Source organism: Candidatus Blochmanniella vafra str. BVAF (genome assembly GCF_000185985.2).
Classification (GTDB): Bacteria; Pseudomonadota; Gammaproteobacteria; order Enterobacterales; family Enterobacteriaceae; genus Blochmanniella; species Blochmanniella vafra.
Map to the genome: position 1 here is coordinate 631,415 of NC_014909.2, position 19,548 is coordinate 650,962.

General features: G+C 31.7%; 13 protein-coding genes. 1 reads left to right on the top strand and 12 read right to left on the bottom strand.

All coding sequences use genetic code 11. From position 1 onward, the window contains the following. Window positions 1-320 precede the first annotated feature (320 nt). Window positions 321-2,003 carry a bifunctional phosphoribosylaminoimidazolecarboxamide formyltransferase/IMP cyclohydrolase gene (gene purH / locus BVAF_RS02760; protein ID WP_013516860.1) on the top strand — a complete coding sequence of 561 codons (1,683 nt, stop codon included), beginning with the start codon at window positions 321-323 and terminating at the stop codon, window positions 2,001-2,003. A 282-nt stretch (window positions 2,004-2,285) separates the two neighbouring features. Here the strand turns inward: purH and rpoC are convergent, their stop codons facing one another. The 12 genes from rpoC to rpsL form a co-directional block, all read right to left on the bottom strand. Next, the gene (gene rpoC / locus BVAF_RS02765) at window positions 2,286-6,536 is read right to left on the bottom strand and encodes a DNA-directed RNA polymerase subunit beta' (protein WP_013516861.1); all 4,251 of its coding nucleotides are present in this window, start codon (window positions 6,534-6,536) and stop codon (window positions 2,286-2,288) included. A gap of 114 nt (window positions 6,537-6,650) precedes the next feature. Then, window positions 6,651-10,688: a DNA-directed RNA polymerase subunit beta gene (gene rpoB, locus BVAF_RS02770; protein WP_013516862.1), complete on the bottom strand. Its 4,038-nt coding sequence runs from the start codon at window positions 10,686-10,688 to the stop codon at window positions 6,651-6,653. Between the two features lie 207 nt (window positions 10,689-10,895). After that, window positions 10,896-11,276, bottom strand: coding sequence for a 50S ribosomal protein L7/L12 (rplL, locus tag BVAF_RS02775; RefSeq protein ID WP_013516863.1), 381 nt, complete (start codon window positions 11,274-11,276; stop codon window positions 10,896-10,898). Between the two features lie 97 nt (window positions 11,277-11,373). Then, window positions 11,374-11,862: a 50S ribosomal protein L10 gene (rplJ, locus tag BVAF_RS02780; protein WP_236608343.1), complete on the bottom strand. Its 489-nt coding sequence runs from the start codon at window positions 11,860-11,862 to the stop codon at window positions 11,374-11,376. Between the two features lie 348 nt (window positions 11,863-12,210). Next, window positions 12,211-12,924 (bottom strand): 50S ribosomal protein L1, encoded by a 714-nt coding sequence (gene rplA, locus BVAF_RS02785; protein WP_013516865.1) that lies wholly within the window; start codon window positions 12,922-12,924, stop codon window positions 12,211-12,213. Next, entirely contained in the window at window positions 12,921-13,358 is a 438-nt protein-coding gene (gene rplK, locus BVAF_RS02790; RefSeq protein WP_044026220.1) for a 50S ribosomal protein L11, read from the bottom strand. Before rplK ends, rplA begins: the two co-directional genes overlap by 4 nt. 133 nt (window positions 13,359-13,491) lie before the next feature. Continuing rightward, on the bottom strand, window positions 13,492-14,034 hold the full coding sequence (gene nusG, locus BVAF_RS02795; protein WP_013516867.1) for a transcription termination/antitermination protein NusG: 543 nt from the start codon (window positions 14,032-14,034) through the stop codon (window positions 13,492-13,494). Between the two features lie 11 nt (window positions 14,035-14,045). Continuing rightward, window positions 14,046-14,420 carry a preprotein translocase subunit SecE gene (gene secE / locus BVAF_RS02800; RefSeq protein WP_013516868.1) on the bottom strand — a complete coding sequence of 125 codons (375 nt, stop codon included), beginning with the start codon at window positions 14,418-14,420 and terminating at the stop codon, window positions 14,046-14,048. 130 nt (window positions 14,421-14,550) lie between these two features. Further along, window positions 14,551-15,735, bottom strand: coding sequence for an elongation factor Tu (gene tuf / locus BVAF_RS02805; RefSeq protein ID WP_013516869.1), 1,185 nt, complete (start codon window positions 15,733-15,735; stop codon window positions 14,551-14,553). Between the two features lie 108 nt (window positions 15,736-15,843). Beyond that, entirely contained in the window at window positions 15,844-17,973 is a 2,130-nt protein-coding gene (gene fusA / locus BVAF_RS02810) for an elongation factor G (protein WP_013516870.1), read from the bottom strand. Between the two features lie 163 nt (window positions 17,974-18,136). Then, window positions 18,137-18,607 carry a 30S ribosomal protein S7 gene (rpsG, locus tag BVAF_RS02815; RefSeq protein WP_013516871.1) on the bottom strand — a complete coding sequence of 157 codons (471 nt, stop codon included), beginning with the start codon at window positions 18,605-18,607 and terminating at the stop codon, window positions 18,137-18,139. A gap of 123 nt (window positions 18,608-18,730) precedes the next feature. Then, on the bottom strand, window positions 18,731-19,102 hold the full coding sequence (gene rpsL / locus BVAF_RS02820; RefSeq protein ID WP_013516872.1) for a 30S ribosomal protein S12: 372 nt from the start codon (window positions 19,100-19,102) through the stop codon (window positions 18,731-18,733). Window positions 19,103-19,548: the final 446 nt, after the last annotated feature.

Below are 19,548 nucleotides of genomic sequence, written 5' to 3' on the forward strand. Positions count from 1 at the left end.
TTCTTTCTATATTAAACTATACGAATCTCTAACTATTACATTAAATTTCATTTAATAATATAGAATATAAGTTAGTAACACACTTCAACAACACTGTCAACAACATTTTATATAAAATTGTTAATTTTTTTTCAAAACCTAAAATTAACAATTTATTACAAAATAATAAATTATTTTTTATTTAACTTATTCATCTATTCTATAGTAGAATATTTCTGAACAAAATTAACAACACAAATATTTTACTACACTAGTAATAATTAGTAGAAATTAACAGCTCAAAATACATACTAACACCTAATATACAGGAAATTACAATTATGTCATCGTTATTACCTATTCATCAAGCACTTATTAGTGTATTTAATAAATCTGAATTATTAAATTTTTCAAGAGCTCTATTTAAACAAGGAGTATGTTTAATATCTACAGAAGGTACTGCTCATATGTTATCAAATGCCGGAGTTACAACACATCCTGTATCTAACTATACTAAATTACCAGAACTTATGAATGGACGAGTTAAAACATTACATCACAAAATATCTGCTGGTATTCTAAATAGAAAAGGAATAGATGACACTATCATGCATAAATATAACATCAAACCTATTGATATGATCGTGGTAAACTTTTATCCATTGAATGAAATACTAAAAAAAAATAATAATTACGATTTAGATAAAATGTTAAATCATATTGATATTGGAGGACCTAATATGGTAAGAGCAGCTGTAAAAAATTATAAAAATAAAGTTGTGATAATAGACCATAACGATTACAACAATATTCTAAGCGAAATGGCTATATACAATGGCTCAATTAGCTTAAAAACCCGATTTATTTTAGCTAAAAAAGCATTTAGGTATATTACTCAATATGATTCAGCAATACTAGATTATTTTAATAACGATACACTACACAAATATCTCCACCAACCTGTTCTCAACAGCACTCATAAATATATTCATTATTCAAATAAATCCCCATTCCCTAATACTATGAATTGTATGAATTTAAAATTCATAAAAAAACAAAATATGAGATATGGAGAAAATCCACATCAACGCGCCGCGTTATATCAAGAAGCACAATATGCTCAACAAAAAATGATTGGTACTGTGATTACTTCAAAACAACTTCAAGGAAAACCATTATCCTATAATAATATTACAGACATAGATACCGCTTTAGAGTGCGTAAAACTATTTACTCAACCAACTTGCGTAATCGTCAAACACACAAATCCATGCGGTGTTGCAACAGCTCATACTATTAATGATGCTTATCATAAAGCTTATCAAGCTGATCCTATATCCGCATTCGGAGGAATTATTGCTTTTAATCAACCTTTGAAAGATGAAAAAACCGCTCAATCTATCATTAATCAACACTTTATAGAAGCAATTATCGCTCCAGATATTAATCAAAACTGCCTTCAAATTCTATCTAAAAAACAAAACATACGAGTACTAAAATCAGGTATGTGGCAAAATCCCAATACTTCATCACTTAATATTACAAATAATAACAATATAGATTTTAAAAAAATTTCAGGAGGATTATTAGTACAGGATTACAATCAAAATTGTATTAACGATTTACAAAATTTAGAAATAGTTACCACTACTCATCCCACTGATCAAGAAATGCAAGATTTATTATTTTGCTGGAAAATAGTGAAATTTGTTAAATCTAACGCCATAGTTTGTGGAAAAAATTATCAAACAACTGGGATCGGAACAGGTCAAATGAATAGAGTATTTGCTGTAAAGATAGCTACTGATTTACAACCAAGGCATTCTTCTATAAATGTAAAAGGGTCTGTTTTAGCTTCTGACGCATTTTTTCCATTCACAGATGGAATTCACGTAGCTGCCCAAATGGGAATCCGGGGTATTATACAACCAGGAGGATCTATTAAAGATAAAGAAATAATAAACACTGCCAACAATTATAAAATTGCTATGATTTTCACTCATGTCAGACATTTTAGACACTAAATATGTATTCATAATTTCAAATCTACCTTTTTTTACAATACAGCCTGATTTCAACTAAATCACTACTACATAAATGAAAAATACTCTGGTTCACTTAAGCTGATATTGAAATACTATAAATCTTCCATTTTAATCTAAAATAAATTATAATGTTTCATTTTTTTTTAACATCCCCCCAAATTAAAATTTTCCTCTACATTTCTGTATATACTTTATTTTTAATTTATTTCAATATTTTTAAAAATAAAAATAATCATCCTATTACACACAGACTAACTAAATTTAAGTTGTTGCATTCAATAATTCAGTCAGATTTGCTGATGCTTCATCTGCCGTTACTGAAATACTTTCAGGTTTAATTGTCTTTGTTATATTACCATCCTCAGTATATTTTTTAGTAACATAATTCTTTAAAATACGTTCTTGATGGTAAGAATATCCAGTTCCAGCTGGAATTAAACGCCCAACAATTACATTTTCTTTTAATCCTCTTAATTCATCTCTTTTCCCTGCCACAGAAGATTCTGTTAATACTCGAGTTGTTTCTTGAAAAGATGCAGCAGATATAAATGATTCTGTAGCTAAAGATGCCTTAGTAATCCCCAACAAAATACGTACAGAATCTACCTTTATCTTCCCCTCTCCTTCTAATCTTCTATTAGCAATTTTAATACGTGAATACTCTACTTGTTCTCCTGTTAAAAAATCTGAATTACCAGGATTAGTAACTATAGCCTTTCTCAACATTTGCCTGATAATTACTTCTATATGCTTATCGTTAATTCTTACTCCTTGTAACCGATAAACTTCTTGAACCTCATTCACAATATAACTTGTAACAGCATGTATACCTCTTAATCGTAAAATATCATGAGGAGATTCTGGCCCATCAGAAATTACATCCCCTCTATCAACATACTCTCCTTCAAAAACATTCAGATGACGCCATTTAGGAATCATTTCTTCATAAGCATCTCCATCTGCAGATGAAATCATTAACCGACGTTTTCCTTTCGTTTCCCTTCCAAAAGAAATTACTCCACTAACTTCTGCTAAAATAGCCGAATCCTTTGGCCGACGCGCTTCAAAAAGATCAGCAACTCGAGGCAATCCACCAGTAATATCTCTAGTTCCGCTAGTTTCATGCGGTAATCTAGCCAATACATCTCCAGATATAATTCTGGATCCATCAACTAACTGTACTACACTTCTTCCAGGTAAAAAATATTGCGCTGAAATATCTGTTCCTGTAATAAGAATATCATACCCATTAATATCCACTATTTTTATAGCAGGTCTTAAATCTTTAGCACTACTTACTCGTTCAGATGTATCTAACACTACAATAGAAGTCAAACCAGTAAGCTCATCAGTTTGATTAACAACACTTTGACCATCTAACATATCAATAAATTTAACAAATCCACTTACCTCTGCAATTACTGGCATAGTATGAGGATCCCAATAAGCTACTACTTCTCCGCTAATTACTAGCTCTCCATCTTGTTTTATTACCGTAGATCCATACGGAATCTTATAACTTTCTTTAGTTCTATCAAACTTATCTACAACATTTAATTCAGCATGCCTGGAAGTGATAATCAATTTACCTTGAGTATTTAAAACAAACTTAACATGCTTTAATCTAATAGTTCCTTTATGTTTAACTTGAATACTCGATTCCGATGCTACTCGAGAAGCCGCTCCACCAATGTGAAAGGTACGCATAGTCAGCTGAGTTCCTGGCTCTCCTATAGACTGAGCAGCTATAACCCCTATAGCTTCACCTTTATTAACTAATTGTCCTCTTGCTAAATCTCGACCATAACAACTTGCGCATACTCCAAAATCGGCATCACATGTCACAACAGACCGCACTTTCACTATATCAATAGAATGTTGATCTAGGACATCACACCAAAATTCATCTAATAAAGTATTTCGGGTAATTAAAACTTTATTATTATCATTCGATTCAAATACATTATCTAATAATACCCTACCTAAAACACGCTCTCTTAAAGATTCTTTTACATCCCCTCCCTCAATTATAGAACTCATAGTAATTCCAGAAAAAGTATTACAATCATCCTGAGTCACTACTAAATCTTGAGCAACATCTACCAACCGACGAGTTAAATAACCAGAATTTGCAGTTTTTAAAGCCGTATCAGCTAACCCTTTTCTCGCCCCATGTGTAGAAATGAAATACTGTAACACATTTAATCCTTCTCGAAAGTTCGCAGTAATAGGAGTTTCGATAATTGAACCATCCGGCTTAGCCATTAATCCCCTCATTCCCGCAAGCTGTCTAATTTGAGCTGCTGACCCTCTTGCTCCAGAATCAGCCATCATAAAAATATTATTAAAAGACGCTTGCGTTTCTTTTATCCCATCACTATTTATCACGGTTTCAGTTGCCAAATTATCCATCATAGCTTTAGACACTTGTTCATTAGCCGAAGCCCAAATATCAATCACTTTATTATACCGTTCCCCAGCAGTAACTAACCCTGTTTGAAATTGGTCTTGAATTTCTGACACTTCAGATTCTGCTGCTTCAACTATATCAACTTTCTTAACAGGGATAATCATATCATCAATTCCTACAGACGCTCCAGAACGAGCAGCATATAAAAATCCAGTATACATAATTTGATCAGCAAAAGTTACGGTTGATTTTAACCCTAAAACTCGATAGCAATGATTTAACAAAATAGATATAGATTTCTTCCCTAATACCTGGTTAACTAAAGAAAAAGGTAAACCTTTTGGAACTATCATCCAAAAAATAGATCGTCCTATGGTGCTATCAACCACACTTGTTTTACTTACCCAAATTCCATGTTCTTGTAAATCATATTCAGTAATACGAATTTTAATTTTAGCGTGTAATTCTGCTATTCCTAAACTATATAACCGTTCTGCCTCTTTTTCACTAGATAGCACCATTCCTTCTCCTTTAGCATTAATACGCTCTCTTGTCATGTAATACAAACCTAACACCACATCTTGAGATGGAACAATAATAGGTTCACCATTAGCCGGAGATAAAATATTATTAGTAGACATCATTAAAGCTCTAGCTTCTAATTGCGCCTCTAAGGTCAACGGCACATGTACTGCCATCTGATCTCCATCAAAATCTGCATTATAAGCTGCGCAAACTAATGGATGTAATTGAATAGCCTTTCCTTCTATTAAAATTGGTTCAAATGCTTGAATACCTAACCTATGTAATGTAGGAGCCCTGTTTAACATAATAGGATGCTCTCTAATTACATCTTCAAGAATATCCCATACTACCGATTCTTCTCTATCTACCATTTTTTTTGCAGATTTTATAGTACTAGCTAATCCTTTTGATTCCAATTGTCCATAAATAAACGGTTTAAATAATTCTAAAGCCATTTTTTTAGGTAATCCACATTGATGCAATTTTAAATATGGACCAACAGTAATCACTGATCTTCCAGAATAATCAACACGTTTACCTAATAAATTTTGACGAAAACGACCTTGCTTTCCTTTAATCATATCTGCCAAAGATTTTAAAGGCCGTTTATTTGCCCCAGTAATAGCTCTTCCTCTACGTCCATTATCTAACAAGGCATCAACTGCTTCCTGTAACATTCGTTTTTCATTACGCACTATAATTTCTGGAGCAGATAAATCTAATAAACGTTTTAATCGATTATTACGATTAATCACTCTTCGATATAAATCATTCAAATCAGAAGTAGCAAAACGTCCACCATCCAATGGAACTAATGGTCTCAAATCAGGAGGAAGAACTGGTAATACACTCAATACCATCCATTCTGGTTTGTTATCAGAATATAAAAATGACTCAATTAACTTTATCCGTTTAGATATTTTTTTTCTCTTAGTTTCTGAATTATTATCTGCTAATAATTCTCTTAAATATTCACATTCATTTTTTAAATTTATATTTTTTAATAAAATTTGAATTGCTTCCGCCCCCATTTTAGCCTCAAATTCATCACCAAATTCTTCTAAAGCATCCAAATATTCTTCTTCAGTTAAAACTTGACGACATTCAAGACTAGTCATTCCTCCTTCAACGACTACATATGATTCAAAATATAAAACACGTTCAATATCACGTAATGGCATATCTAATAATAAACCTATACGAGAAGGTAGTGATTTTAAAAACCAAATATGTGCAGTGGGTGATGCTAATTCTATATGACCCATACGTTCTCGACGAACTTTACTTTGAGTCACTTCTACTCCACATTTTTCACAAATCACTCCCCGATGTTTTAAACGTTTATATTTACCACACAAACATTCATAATCTTTAATAGGACCAAAAATACGAGCACAGAACAAACCATCCCGTTCAGGCTTAAAGGTTCTATAATTAATAGTTTCTGGTTTCTTCACCTCTCCAAATGACCACGATCTAATCATGTCTGGAGAAGCGAGTTCAATCTTAATCGCATTAAATTCTTCTATTTTATTGCTATTATGTATCTTATTGAAAAAACCAAATAAATCTTTCACAAACGATCCCTTATCTCGAAACCACCCCATCCTTACTGTATATATACTACAGTAAGATATATAATTTATTTAATATACAATAAATATATGATGCATATCAACATACATTTAGATCTATTCTTCCAACTCAATATTAATTGCCAAAGAACGAATCTCTTTCAACAAAACATTAAAAGATTCGGGCATTCCCGGTTCCATTGAATGATTACCATCTATAATATTTTTATACATTTTAGTTCTACCATTTACATCATCTGATTTTACTGTTAACATTTCCTGTAAGGTATATGAAGCCCCATAAGCTTCTAATGCCCAAACTTCCATCTCTCCAAAACGTTGGCCTCCAAATTGAGCTTTTCCTCCTAATGGCTGTTGAGTTACTAAACTATAAGACCCAGTAGAACGAGCATGCATTTTATCATCTACTAAATGATTTAATTTTAGCATATACATGTAACCTACAGTCACTTGTCTTTCAAATACTTCTCCAGTACATCCATCAAACAACGTAATCTGACCAGATTCTGGTAATCCAGATAATTTCAATAAATCTTTTATTTCTTGTTCTGTAGCGCCATCAAAAACTGGAGTAGCAATAGGCATACCTTTCTTCAAATTTTTGGCTAATTCCAGAATCTCTACATCTGAAAAATTATCAAGATTAACATTCTGCCTCAACCCTTTACCTAAATCATAAGCCTTTTGAATAAATTCTCTTAGTCGATAAACTTCTTTATGTTGTTGTAATAAATAATTAATTTTATCGCCTATACCTTTTGCTGCCATTCCTAAATGAGTTTCCAAAATTTGACCAATATTCATCCTAGATGGAACTCCAAGAGGATTTAATACTATATCAACCGGAACTCCGTATTCATCATACGGCATATCTTCTACAGGATTAATTTTAGAAATAACCCCTTTATTGCCATGACGCCCTGCCATTTTATCCCCAGGTTGTATATGACGCTTTACCGCTAAATATACTTTGACTACTTTTAATATCCCTGGAGCTAATTCATCTCCTTGAGTGACTTTTTGATACTGAGCCTCAATTTTTTTTTCAAACAAACTCTTCAAATCTAAATATTGATTATATAACTGAAACAATTGATTGCGATTTACTAAATCATTCAATTCCAATTTTAACCAAAACCTACGTTCCATTTTTAATAATCGTTCTTCCTCTACTTCACCGCTATTAAGTAATAACTCATAAACACGATCAAATAAAGCAGACTCAAATATCTTAAACTCTTCTTCTAAATCCTTTTTAACTTGATTCAATTTCATTGATTCAATTTGTAAAGCACGTTTATCTTTATTCACTCCATCTCTAGTAAATATCTGTACATCAATAACCGTACCACATACTCCATTAGGAACTCGTAAAGACGAATCTTTAACATCAGAAGCTTTTTCTCCAAAAATAGCACGTAGTAACTTTTCTTCTGGTGTTAATTGTGTTTCTCCTTTAGGAGTAATCTTGCCTACTAAAATTTCTCCCCCTATCACTTCTGCTCCTATATATACAATACCAGACTCATCCAATTTAGACAAAGCTGTTTCCCCCACATTAGGAATATCAGCTGTAATCTCCTCAGAGCCTAATTTCGTATCCCTAGATATACAAATTAATTCTTGAATATGTATACTGGTAAATCTGTCTTCTTGCACAACCCTCTCTGAAACTAACATAGAATCTTCAAAATTATATCCGTTCCAAGGCATGAAGGCTATACGCATATTCTGCCCTAATGATAATTCTCCTAAATCAGTAGATGGACCATCCGCTATCACATCTCCAATACTAACTCTTTCTCCTAAAGAAACACAAGGTCTTTGATTAATGCAAGTATTTTGATTAGACCTAATATATTTTGTTAAACTATAAATATCAATGCCTGATTCTTCAGAATTTAATTCACCTAAATTAACATGTATTATAATCCTAGATGAATCCACATATTTTACAACACCTCCACGATTAGCTACTACAGTGACTCCAGAATCTACCGCTACAGCACGTTCCATACCAGTGCCAACTAAAGGTTTCTCACTTCTAATCAAAGGAACAGCTTGACGTTGCATATTTGCTCCCATCAAAGCTCTATTTGCATCATCATGTTCAAGAAAAGGAATTAACGAAGCAGCAACTGACACTATTTGTTGCGTAGAAACATCCATATAATCGATTTGATCTTTTCTAAATAATCCTGATTCTCCTTTATTACGACAAATAATAAAATCATCAATAAATTGACCTTGAAAATTAAGATTAGTATTTGCTTGAGCAATAATAAAATCACCTTCTTCAATTGCAGATAAATAATGAATATTATTACCAACCACTCCATTATTTACTTTACGATAAGGAGTTTCTAAAAAACCATATTCATTAGCTCTAGCATACACAGATAAAGAATTAATCAAACCTATATTCGGTCCTTCTGGAGTTTCAATAGGACACACTCTTCCGTAATGGGTAGGATGCACATCACGTACTTCAAATCCAGCTCGTTCTCGAGTTAATCCTCCAGGACCTAATGCAGAAATACGTCGCTTATGTGTAATTTCAGATAATGGATTATTTTGATCCATAAATTGAGATAATTGACTAGAATTAAAAAATTCTCTAACTGCTGCAGAAATTGGCTTAGCATTAATTAAATCCTGAGGTGATAACATATGTACATCTCCTAAAGATAATCTTTCTTTTACTGCTCGTTCTACCCGTACTAACCCAATTCTAAATTGATTTTCTGCCATTTCTCCAACAGATCGTATTCTTCTATTTCCTAAATGATCAATATCATCCACGTCCCCTTTTCCATTTCTAATATCAATTAATTTTTTTATTACATCAACAATATCTTTCTTTGTTAAAACACCCAAACCTTCAATACTGTTACGTTGTAATGAACGATTAAACTTCATCCGACCAACATTAGACAAATCATAACGTTCTTCTGAAAAAAATAAACTAGAAAACAAATATTCAGCCGCATCTTTAGTAGGAGGCTCACCAGGACGCATAACTCGATAAATTTCTACTAATGCATCAAATCGAGTAATAGTAGTATCAATACGTAAAGTTTCAGAAATATAATTTCCACAATCTAAATCGTTGCTAAATAAAACTTCAATGAAATTAAACCCCGATTTTATTAAGTTGTTCAATATTTCATAAGAAATTTCTGTATTGGCAGACACTATTAATGCCCCAGTACTACTATTAATATAATCTTTTATAAGCACCTTACCTAATAAATACTCAACAGGAATCTCAATTTTTGAAATATTATCAAATTTTAATTTATTAATATGCTGAGTCGTAATACGACGTCCTTTGTCTACGTATACTGTATCATTTACTCTAACTTCAAACAATGCTGTTTCACCCCGCAACCTATCAGGTATTAAATGCATATACCATCTATTTCCAACAACTTCATATACTACTACATCAAAAAATATATTTAAAATCTGATCATTAGTATAACTTAATGCTTTTAAAAGCACCGTCACTGGTAATTTACGTCTACGATCAATTCTAACAAATAAATTATCTTTTAAATCAAACTCAAAATCTAACCAAGATCCTCTATACGGAATAATACGAGCAGTATATAATACCTTTCCAGATGAATGAGTTTTACCTTTGTCACTATCAAAAAATACACCTGGGCTTCTATGTAATTGAGATACAACAACGCGCTCGATTCCATTAATAATAAAAGTACCATTATTAGTCATTAATGGGATTTCTCCCATATACACTTCTTGTTCCTGAATTTTTTTTGCTATGACGTTACACGACCCTGATCCATCTTTTTCATAAACAACTAAACATAACTGCACTCGCAATGAAGCAGAAAAAGTAACTCCACGAGCTTGACATTCTTTTACATCAAATACAGGTTCGCCCAATGTATAATCAATGTACTGTAATTCAGAATTACCATTATAACTCTTAATAGGAAAAACAGACTTAAATGCAGCATCTAATCCATACTGACCATTTAAATCTTTATTAATAAATTTTTCAAAAGAATCTAATTGAATAGAAAGTAGATATGGAATATCTAAAACTTTAGGTCTTTTTCCAAAATCTTTACGAACCCTTTTTTTTTCGGTATAAGAATACACCATATGTTCCTCAATTAATAAAAGTTACTACTATTACAATTACTTATAAAAATTAAAATACAAAATTAATTTAAATTAAAATACAACAATCTTTTTTTACATAACAAAAAACATAAATTAATTTTTTATTCTTATGTAAAATTAATTAAATTTTAATTATAAGTAACCTGTTTTATTTAAAACATTAAATACCTCAAAACAAATATACAATCACTTAATTTCAATTTTTGCACCAATTTCCTCTAACTGTTTCTTTAAATCTTCTGCATCAGTTTTACTCATTGATTCTTTTAATGTTACTGGTGCAGATTCTACTAATTCTTTAGATTCTTTCAAACCCAATCCAGTAATACTACGTACCATTTTAATAACAGGAATTTTATTATTTCCAACAACACTTAAAATCACAGTAAACTCAGTTTGTTCTGGCTCTGTTGGTTGTGATGATTCCGTTATTTTAGTTTCATTATTAGTTATGAATGGACCAGAAACAACCCCAAATTTCTTTTCTATCATAGAAACTAACTGCATTATATCCATAACAGACATTTCTGAAATACCATCTAAAATTTCTTCTTTTTTAAGAGACATAAATATTCCTAATATAAAAATACAAAATAAAAATAAAAAAAACATAGTAAATAAGTATTATTTATCATATTTACATATGATTAATACTGATATTTAATTATGACTTTAATTTTTTTTGACTAGATAATCTTTTTAAGATATTAATCAAATTTCCTATACTAATTCTTCTTAAAATTAATATTAATCGTAATAAAGAATCTTTATGATCAGGTAAATTAGATAATAAATCAATCTGCTCTGAACCTATAAAATTACCTTCAAAAGCCGCTCCTGCTATTTTAAAACATTCCCTCTCTTTAAAAAATTTTACTAAAATATGACCAGCATCTCTTGGATGTTTAGTAGAAAAAGCCACAACATTACTCCCCACAAAAACCTTAGATAAACATTCAAAAGATGTATCGACAACAGCTTTCTTTAATAAGGAATTAGGAACAACTTTTATATACACCCCTAAATCCCGAGATTCTTTTCTTAATTCATTCATAATACAGGCCGTTACTCCATGAAGAGATGCCACTACCACAGACAAAGCAGATTTAAAATTTTCTTTAATTCTATATACAATTTCCTCTTTTTTTTTCATACTTAAAACCATGTATTATACCTATTTTCAATTATTAAAAATTTCCCTTCTTTTACTCATCTTGATCAAAAAATACCTATACTATTACTAAATAATTCATTATGCACTATACAATGTGTTATATTTACCTTACTTATCCTATCATGCTAATACCTAATTTTTTATTTTTTCTACTCAAAATTAAACTAACAACTACCTTATTTACTACATATATGCTAAATTAAGTGTATTGTACAACTTATTATTCATTTTATCACCTATAAATAAAAAATCATTTACTTATAAACAAACAACTCAACCAGCCAAATAATACAAAATACAGAAAACAATTATCACAATTGTACAAAACTAATATATCACCATACTAAAACTATTTTTATCTAAAATTACTGATTTACCCATAGTAGTAGAAATAGATATTTTTTTGATATATGTTCCCTTAAATTGAACTGGCTTAACTTGTTGTATAGAAGCAATTAAGGTTTCTAAATTTTCTTTAAGATCTATAATACTAAAATCAATTTTTCCAAAAATTGCATGAACAATACCATTTTTATCATTTTTATACCGAACTTGCCCTAATTTAACATTCTTTATAGATTCCTGAATATCTGAAGATATAGTGCCCATTTTAGGATTAGGCATTAACCCCCTAGGCCCTAAAATTGATCCTAATTTACTAACTATATGCATCACATCAGGAGAAGCAAGAACTACATCAAAACCTACACACCCATCTGCTTTAATTTTATCATATAAATCTTCTAATCCTACTAATTCTGCCCCTGCATCTTTTGCTAACTTAATCTTATCTTTTCCCTGAGTAAAAACAGCAACCCTTACACTTTTTCCGATTCCATGTGGCAATATAACATTACTACGTATACTTTGATCAGATTTACGCGCATCAATACCTAAATTAATTGCGGCTTCTACACTTTCTATAAACTTAGCTTTTACAGTATTTTTTAACAATTTCAGTCCATCTACAATACTATACTGCACTCTCGTCCCATTACGACGAGATAAAGTTCTTTTAATTCCATCTCCTATTTGTTTCATAAATTCTCTTCCACTACTTCTAATCCCATAGATCTAGCTGTTCCTATAATAGATTTAGATACTGCTTCTAAATCTACCCCAGTCATATCAACAAATTTAATTTTAGCAATATCATTTATTTGAGCACGTGATATTTTTCCAGGATTTAAAATCTTAGCATTTCCCGAACTTGATTGCATACCAACAGCTCGTTTTAATAAAAAAGCTGTTGGAGGGGTCTTTACAATAAATGAAAAAGAACGATCTGAATATACAGTAACAACTACAGGAACAATTAAATCAGTCTCCAATTTAATTGTCTTGGCATTAAATTCCTTGCAAAATTGAATAATATTTACTCCTTGTTGGCCTAATGCTGGACCAATAGGAGGACTGGGATTTGCTGAACCAGCAAAAATCTGCAATTTAATAAATGCTTGTACTTTCTTTGAAATCATAACAATATACTACTTACCTAAATCTAACAATCTTTTTTTATAATTATCAAAACTCATCTTTAGAAAACAGAACAAAACCCTGTATTTATTCAGTTATAAATAAATTCATAATTTTTATATTCAAAACAAATCAAGATTTTTCCACTTGAGAAAAATCTAAATCTACAGGAGTAGCACGACCAAAAATAGAAACCGACACTTTTAATCTATTTTTTTCATAATCTACTTCTTCTACTACTGCATTAAAATCTGAAAAAGGCCCATCACTAACACGAATTAACTCTCCAGGTTCAAATAAGGTTTTAGGTCTAGGCTTATCTCCTATTTGTTGCAACCTATATATAATATTATCAATCTCTTTATCACCAATAGGAGCTGGTTTATCACAAGTCCCCCCTACAAACCCCATAACCTTTGGAATACTCCTAACTAAATGCCAACTAGCATCATTCATAACCATTTGAACAAGAACATACCCCGGAAAAAATTTCCGTTCACTTTTTCTCCTTTGTCCAGCTCTCATTTCAACCACTTCCTCTGTAGGAACCATTATATCCCCAAACATAGAACCCATATTCTTTAATTTAATATATTCATTTAACGAATGAACAACTCTATTTTCAAATCCAGAAAAAGCCTGAACAACATACCAACGTTTCTTTACACTATCCATTACATTATGCATTATAACCTCAATCCAAATGATATCACATGTAATAAAACAGTATCTAACCCCCACAATACTAAAGATACAATTACAGTGACTACAACAACAATTAAAGTAGTATTTAAACTATCCTGATAAGTCGGCCAAACCACTTTCCGTAATTCAATACTAGACTCTTTTAAAAATATAATTAACAACTTCCCTATCTTTGTGATTAAAAAAATACCAATTGCCACCGCTAAACAAAAAAATACCATCATTTTTTTTATGTAAAAATTGTAATCATAAAAAAAATAACTTGCAATACAAGATAAACACAATAAAGAAACAATCCCAATCCATTTAATTATTTCTATAAATTCTATTTTTTTCTTTAATCCCTGAATATTCATTTTTATTGCTATACTCAATTTAATCAAATATCTATCCAAAAACTAGCTTACTATAGACTTACTGTACATCAAAATATTTCAACAAACATACACATAAATAAATAAAAACCTTCCATCTCTCCACACAAAATTAAGCCATCACTTTAGATACTATTCCTGCTCCTACAGTACGACCTCCCTCTCTAATTGCAAAACGCAATCCATCACCCATAGCTATAGGAACAATCAAATTTACAACCATCTTTACACTATCACCAGGCATAACCATTTCAACTTCCTTAGGCAATTCAATAGTTCCAGTCACATCAGTAGTACGAAAATAAAATTGAGGCCTATATCCTTTAAAAAAAGGAGTATGCCTTCCCCCTTCATCTTTGTTTAAAATATACACTTCCGATTCAAAATGAGAATGAGGTTTTATACAACCAGGTTTAGATAATACCTGCCCCCTTTCTACTTCGTCTCGTTTAGTTCCACGTAAAAGAACCCCTACATTTTCCCCTGCTCGACCCTCATCTAACAACTTTCTAAACATTTCTATTCCAGTGCACGTAGTTTTCACGGTATCTCTGATTCCTACTATTTCTACCTCTTCTCCCACCTTAATAATTCCACTTTCAACACGACCAGTTACCACTGTTCCCCTTCCAGAAATTGAGAAAACATCCTCTATTGGTAATAAAAATGGTTTATCTATTAATCTCTTAGGTTCAGGAATATAACTATCAAGAGCATTAGCTAAATCTAATATTTTCTTAGTCCATACCTCTTCACCTTCTAATGCTTTTAAAGCTGATCCTTGAATAATTGATGCATTATCCCCAGGAAAATCATACCTAGACAATAATTCTCTAACCTCCATCTCAACCAATTCTAACAATTCTATATCATCTACCATATCACACTTATTTAAAAATACCACAATATGTGGTACCCCTACTTGACGGGCTAATAATATGTGTTCACGAGTTTGAGGCATAGGGCCATCAGTAGCAGCCACAACCAAAATAGCTCCATCCATTTGTGCTGCTCCAGTAATCATATTTTTTACATAATCCGCATGACCAGGACAATCAACATGAGCGTAATGTCGAAGTCCAGTATCATATTCAACATGAGACGTATTAATAGTAATACCCCTAGCCTTTTCTTCAGGAGCATTATCTATTTGATCAAAAGCTCTAGCACACCCTCCATATTTTTTTGCTAAAACAGTTGTTATAGCTGCAGTTAAAGTAGTTTTACCATGATCAACATGGCCAATTGTACCTACATTAATATGAGGTTTGATACGTTGAAATTTTTCTTTGGACACCTCTACACTCCTTAATCTCTATTTATTTATACAATACCCATCTTACCAAAAATATTATATCTACATAACTAATTCACTAATTAATTTAAATATATAATATAATCCTCACTATCTAATTCTACGAGTTTCTATAATTGATTGAGCTACATTATAAGGTACCTCATTATATTTAAAAAACTCCATAGAATGAGAAGCACGTCCTTGCGTTTTAGAACGTAACGTAGTAGCATACCCAAACATTTCAGATAATGGAACATGAGCGCATATGATCCTACCTATAACAGTAACACTCTCTAAATTAATTATCATCCCTCTTCGACGATTTAAATCAGAAATAACGTCCCCTACATAATCCTCTGGGGTCTCAATTTCTACCTTCATAATAGGTTCTAACAAAACAGGATTAGCCTTCATAAACCCCTCTTTAAAAGCCATAGATCCTGCTATTTTAAATGCTATTTCTGAAGAGTCAACTTCGTGATAAGATCCGTCAAAAACAGTCACACAAACTCCTACAATAGGGTAACCCGCTAAAACACCATTACTTATTTGTTCCTGCACACCCTTATCTATAGCCGGTATAAATTCTTTAGGAATAACCCCCCCTACAATTTCACTAGAAAATTTATAAATAGCGTCTCCTCCTCCTATTATATTAGGATTAATAGGTTCTATACGTAACCACACATGGCCAAACTGACCTCTACCCCCGGATTGACGAATAAACTTTCCTTCTTGCTGTATTGCAGCACGAATTGTTTCTCTATAAGCAACCTGAGGCCTTCCTACATGAGCCTCTATATTAAATTCTCTTTTCATTCGTTCTACTAAAATTTCTAAATGTAACTCACCCATACCTGCAATAATAGTTTGTCCTGAATCCTGATCTATCCATACTCGAAACGATGGATCCTCTTGGGATAAACGATTCAAAGCTGTCCCCATCTTTTCCTGATCTAATTTAGTTTTAGCTTCAACCATTACAGAGATTACAGGTTCTGGAAACTCCATACGTTCCAAAATAATAGGATTATTTACATCACATAATGTATCTCCGGTAGACACATCTTTTAATCCAATAGCTGCAGCTATATCTCCTGCATATACAACTCTAATTTCTTCTCTTTTGTTTGCATGCATTTGAACAATTCTTCCAAACCTTTCTCTTTTATCCTTAACTGAATTAAAAATATTATCTCCAGAATTAACTATTCCTGAATAAACACGGAAAAAAGTTAAATTACCCACAAATGGGTCATTAGATACTTTAAATGCTAATGCTGAAAACGGTTCATCATCTCTAGAATAACGTTCTACTACAGTAGAACCATCTTTTAAAACCCCCTTTACTGATCTTATATCAGTGGGAGATGGTAAATACTCTACCACAGCATCCAACATCGATTGCACACCTTTATTCTTAAAAGCAGAACCACAAGTGACTAACAACACTTCATTTTTTAACACTCTCCTTCGCAATGCTACTTTTATTTCACTTTCAGTTATTGTGCCACAACCAGATAAATACTTATCTAATAACTCTTCTGACTCTTCAACAGCAGATTCTATCAAATTCTTACGCCAAACATTTGTTAGTTCAAACAAATGTTTAGGAACATCTTCATAAACAAAAGTAACTCCTTGATCAGTATCATTCCATTTAATTGATTTCATCTTTATTAAATCAATAATCCCAGTAAATTGATCTTCTGCTCCTAAAGCTAATTGTATAGGAACAGGATTAGCGCACAATTTAGTTCGTAATTCCGATACTACACGTAAATAATCAGCACCCATACGATCCATTTTATTTATAAACGCTATTCTAGGTACTTTATACTTATTAGCTTGACGCCATACAGTTTCTGATTGAGGCTGAACTCCTCCAACAGCACAATACACCATCACAACACCATCTAAAACACGCATTGATCGTTCTACTTCAACAGTAAAATCAACATGCCCAGGAGTATCGATAATATTAATTCTATGTAAAGGAAATTCGTTTGACATTCCAGACCAAAAACATGTAGTAGCTGCTGAAGTAATAGTAATTCCACGTTCTTGTTCTTGTTCCATCCAATCCATAGTAGCAGATCCAGTGTGAACTTCTCCAATCTTATGATTGACACCAGTATAAAATAAAATCCTCTCAGTAGTAGTGGTTTTTCCAGCATCAATATGAGCACTAATACCAATATTACGATAATACTCAATTGGAGTTATTCGATTATTCATTCTATCCTCAAAAATATATCTTATCTCAAATACTAACTGACATCACACTAAAATAATACATCCTTCAGCATATCAAAACCAAAATACTATCACAATAAAAAAAATACAACACATACTCAAAAAACTTCTCTTATACGGTATATAATAAGTATACTACTGCAAATTACCATCGATAATGTGCAAATGCTTTATTAGATTCAGCTATACGATGCACCTCTTCTCGTTTTTTTACTGCATTTCCCTTACCCTCTGAAGCATCTAATAATTCGTTCGCTAAACGAATTTCCATAGATTTGTCTTGTCTTTTTCTAGCCGATTCAATAATCCATCTCATTGCTAAAGTATTTCTACGCACTAGCCTCACTTCTACTGGAACTTGATATGTTGATCCTCCTACCCGTCTTGATTTCACCTCTACCACAGGACGAACATTATCTAAAGCTCTCTCAAATGATTCAATACAATCCTTACCTGATCTATGTTTTACAATATCCAAAGCGGAATATACTATAAATTCAGCTACAGACTTCTTGCCATTCAACATCAAGATATTAATAAACTTTGCTAAAAGACTTGATTGAAATTTTGAGTCAGTTAAAATCATCCGTTTTTTAGCAATACGACGACGAGACATAAAATACCATTCCTATAATATTAACACAGTACCAACTCTATTTAATTAACCCTTTGACAAACGACATCCCCCTAACAATAAAATAAACAAAAATAAAACGTATATTCTCTTCTTATTGCATTATTATTTCGGCTTTTTTGTTCCATACTTGGATCTGCCTTTTTTCCTATCTTTAACCCCAGCACAGTCTAAAGCACCTCTAATAACATGATACCGTACCCCTGGCAAATCCTTAACTCGACCTCCTCTAATTAAAATAGAAGCATGTTCTTGCAAATTATGACCTTCTCCTCCTATATAACAAGTTACCTCTAATCCATTGGGCAACCTCGCTCTACATACCTTTCTAAGAGCTGAATTTGGTTTTTTTGGAGTCGTAGTATATACACGAACACAAACCCCCCTTCTTTGAGGACACCCCCCCAAAGCAGGAACATTGCTTTTTGATATTCTAATAGAACGTGCACTACGAACGAGTTGATTTATAGTAACCATCTATCATTTCTACACATATCTTATTCATAAAACCCTAATATTAATTAGCACTATTACTATGTTTGCAGTATACCTAACTAAATGTGCCCTCTCACTATTTTAAATCATATTCACACCTCATCGACTCCATTTTAATTTAGTCCTAGATTACTATAAAGTCAAGAAAAATTAATATACAATTCTATATATCAATAAATTCTCATAGACCTCACCTGTGAATATTTATTCAAATATTTAAATGATAAATATATATTATTTATACATCTAAATAATTTTTACAAAATCAAGTTTTATTTTACACTCTTACTAACACAAATAATCTTCTTATAAATAAAATTCCCAATACTTTACACTTCCCCAAATTATTAAATAAATTCAAAATATAAATAAAACATATAGTACACATCTATCTATAAAAATAAAAATTTACATTAAAATTAACAAAT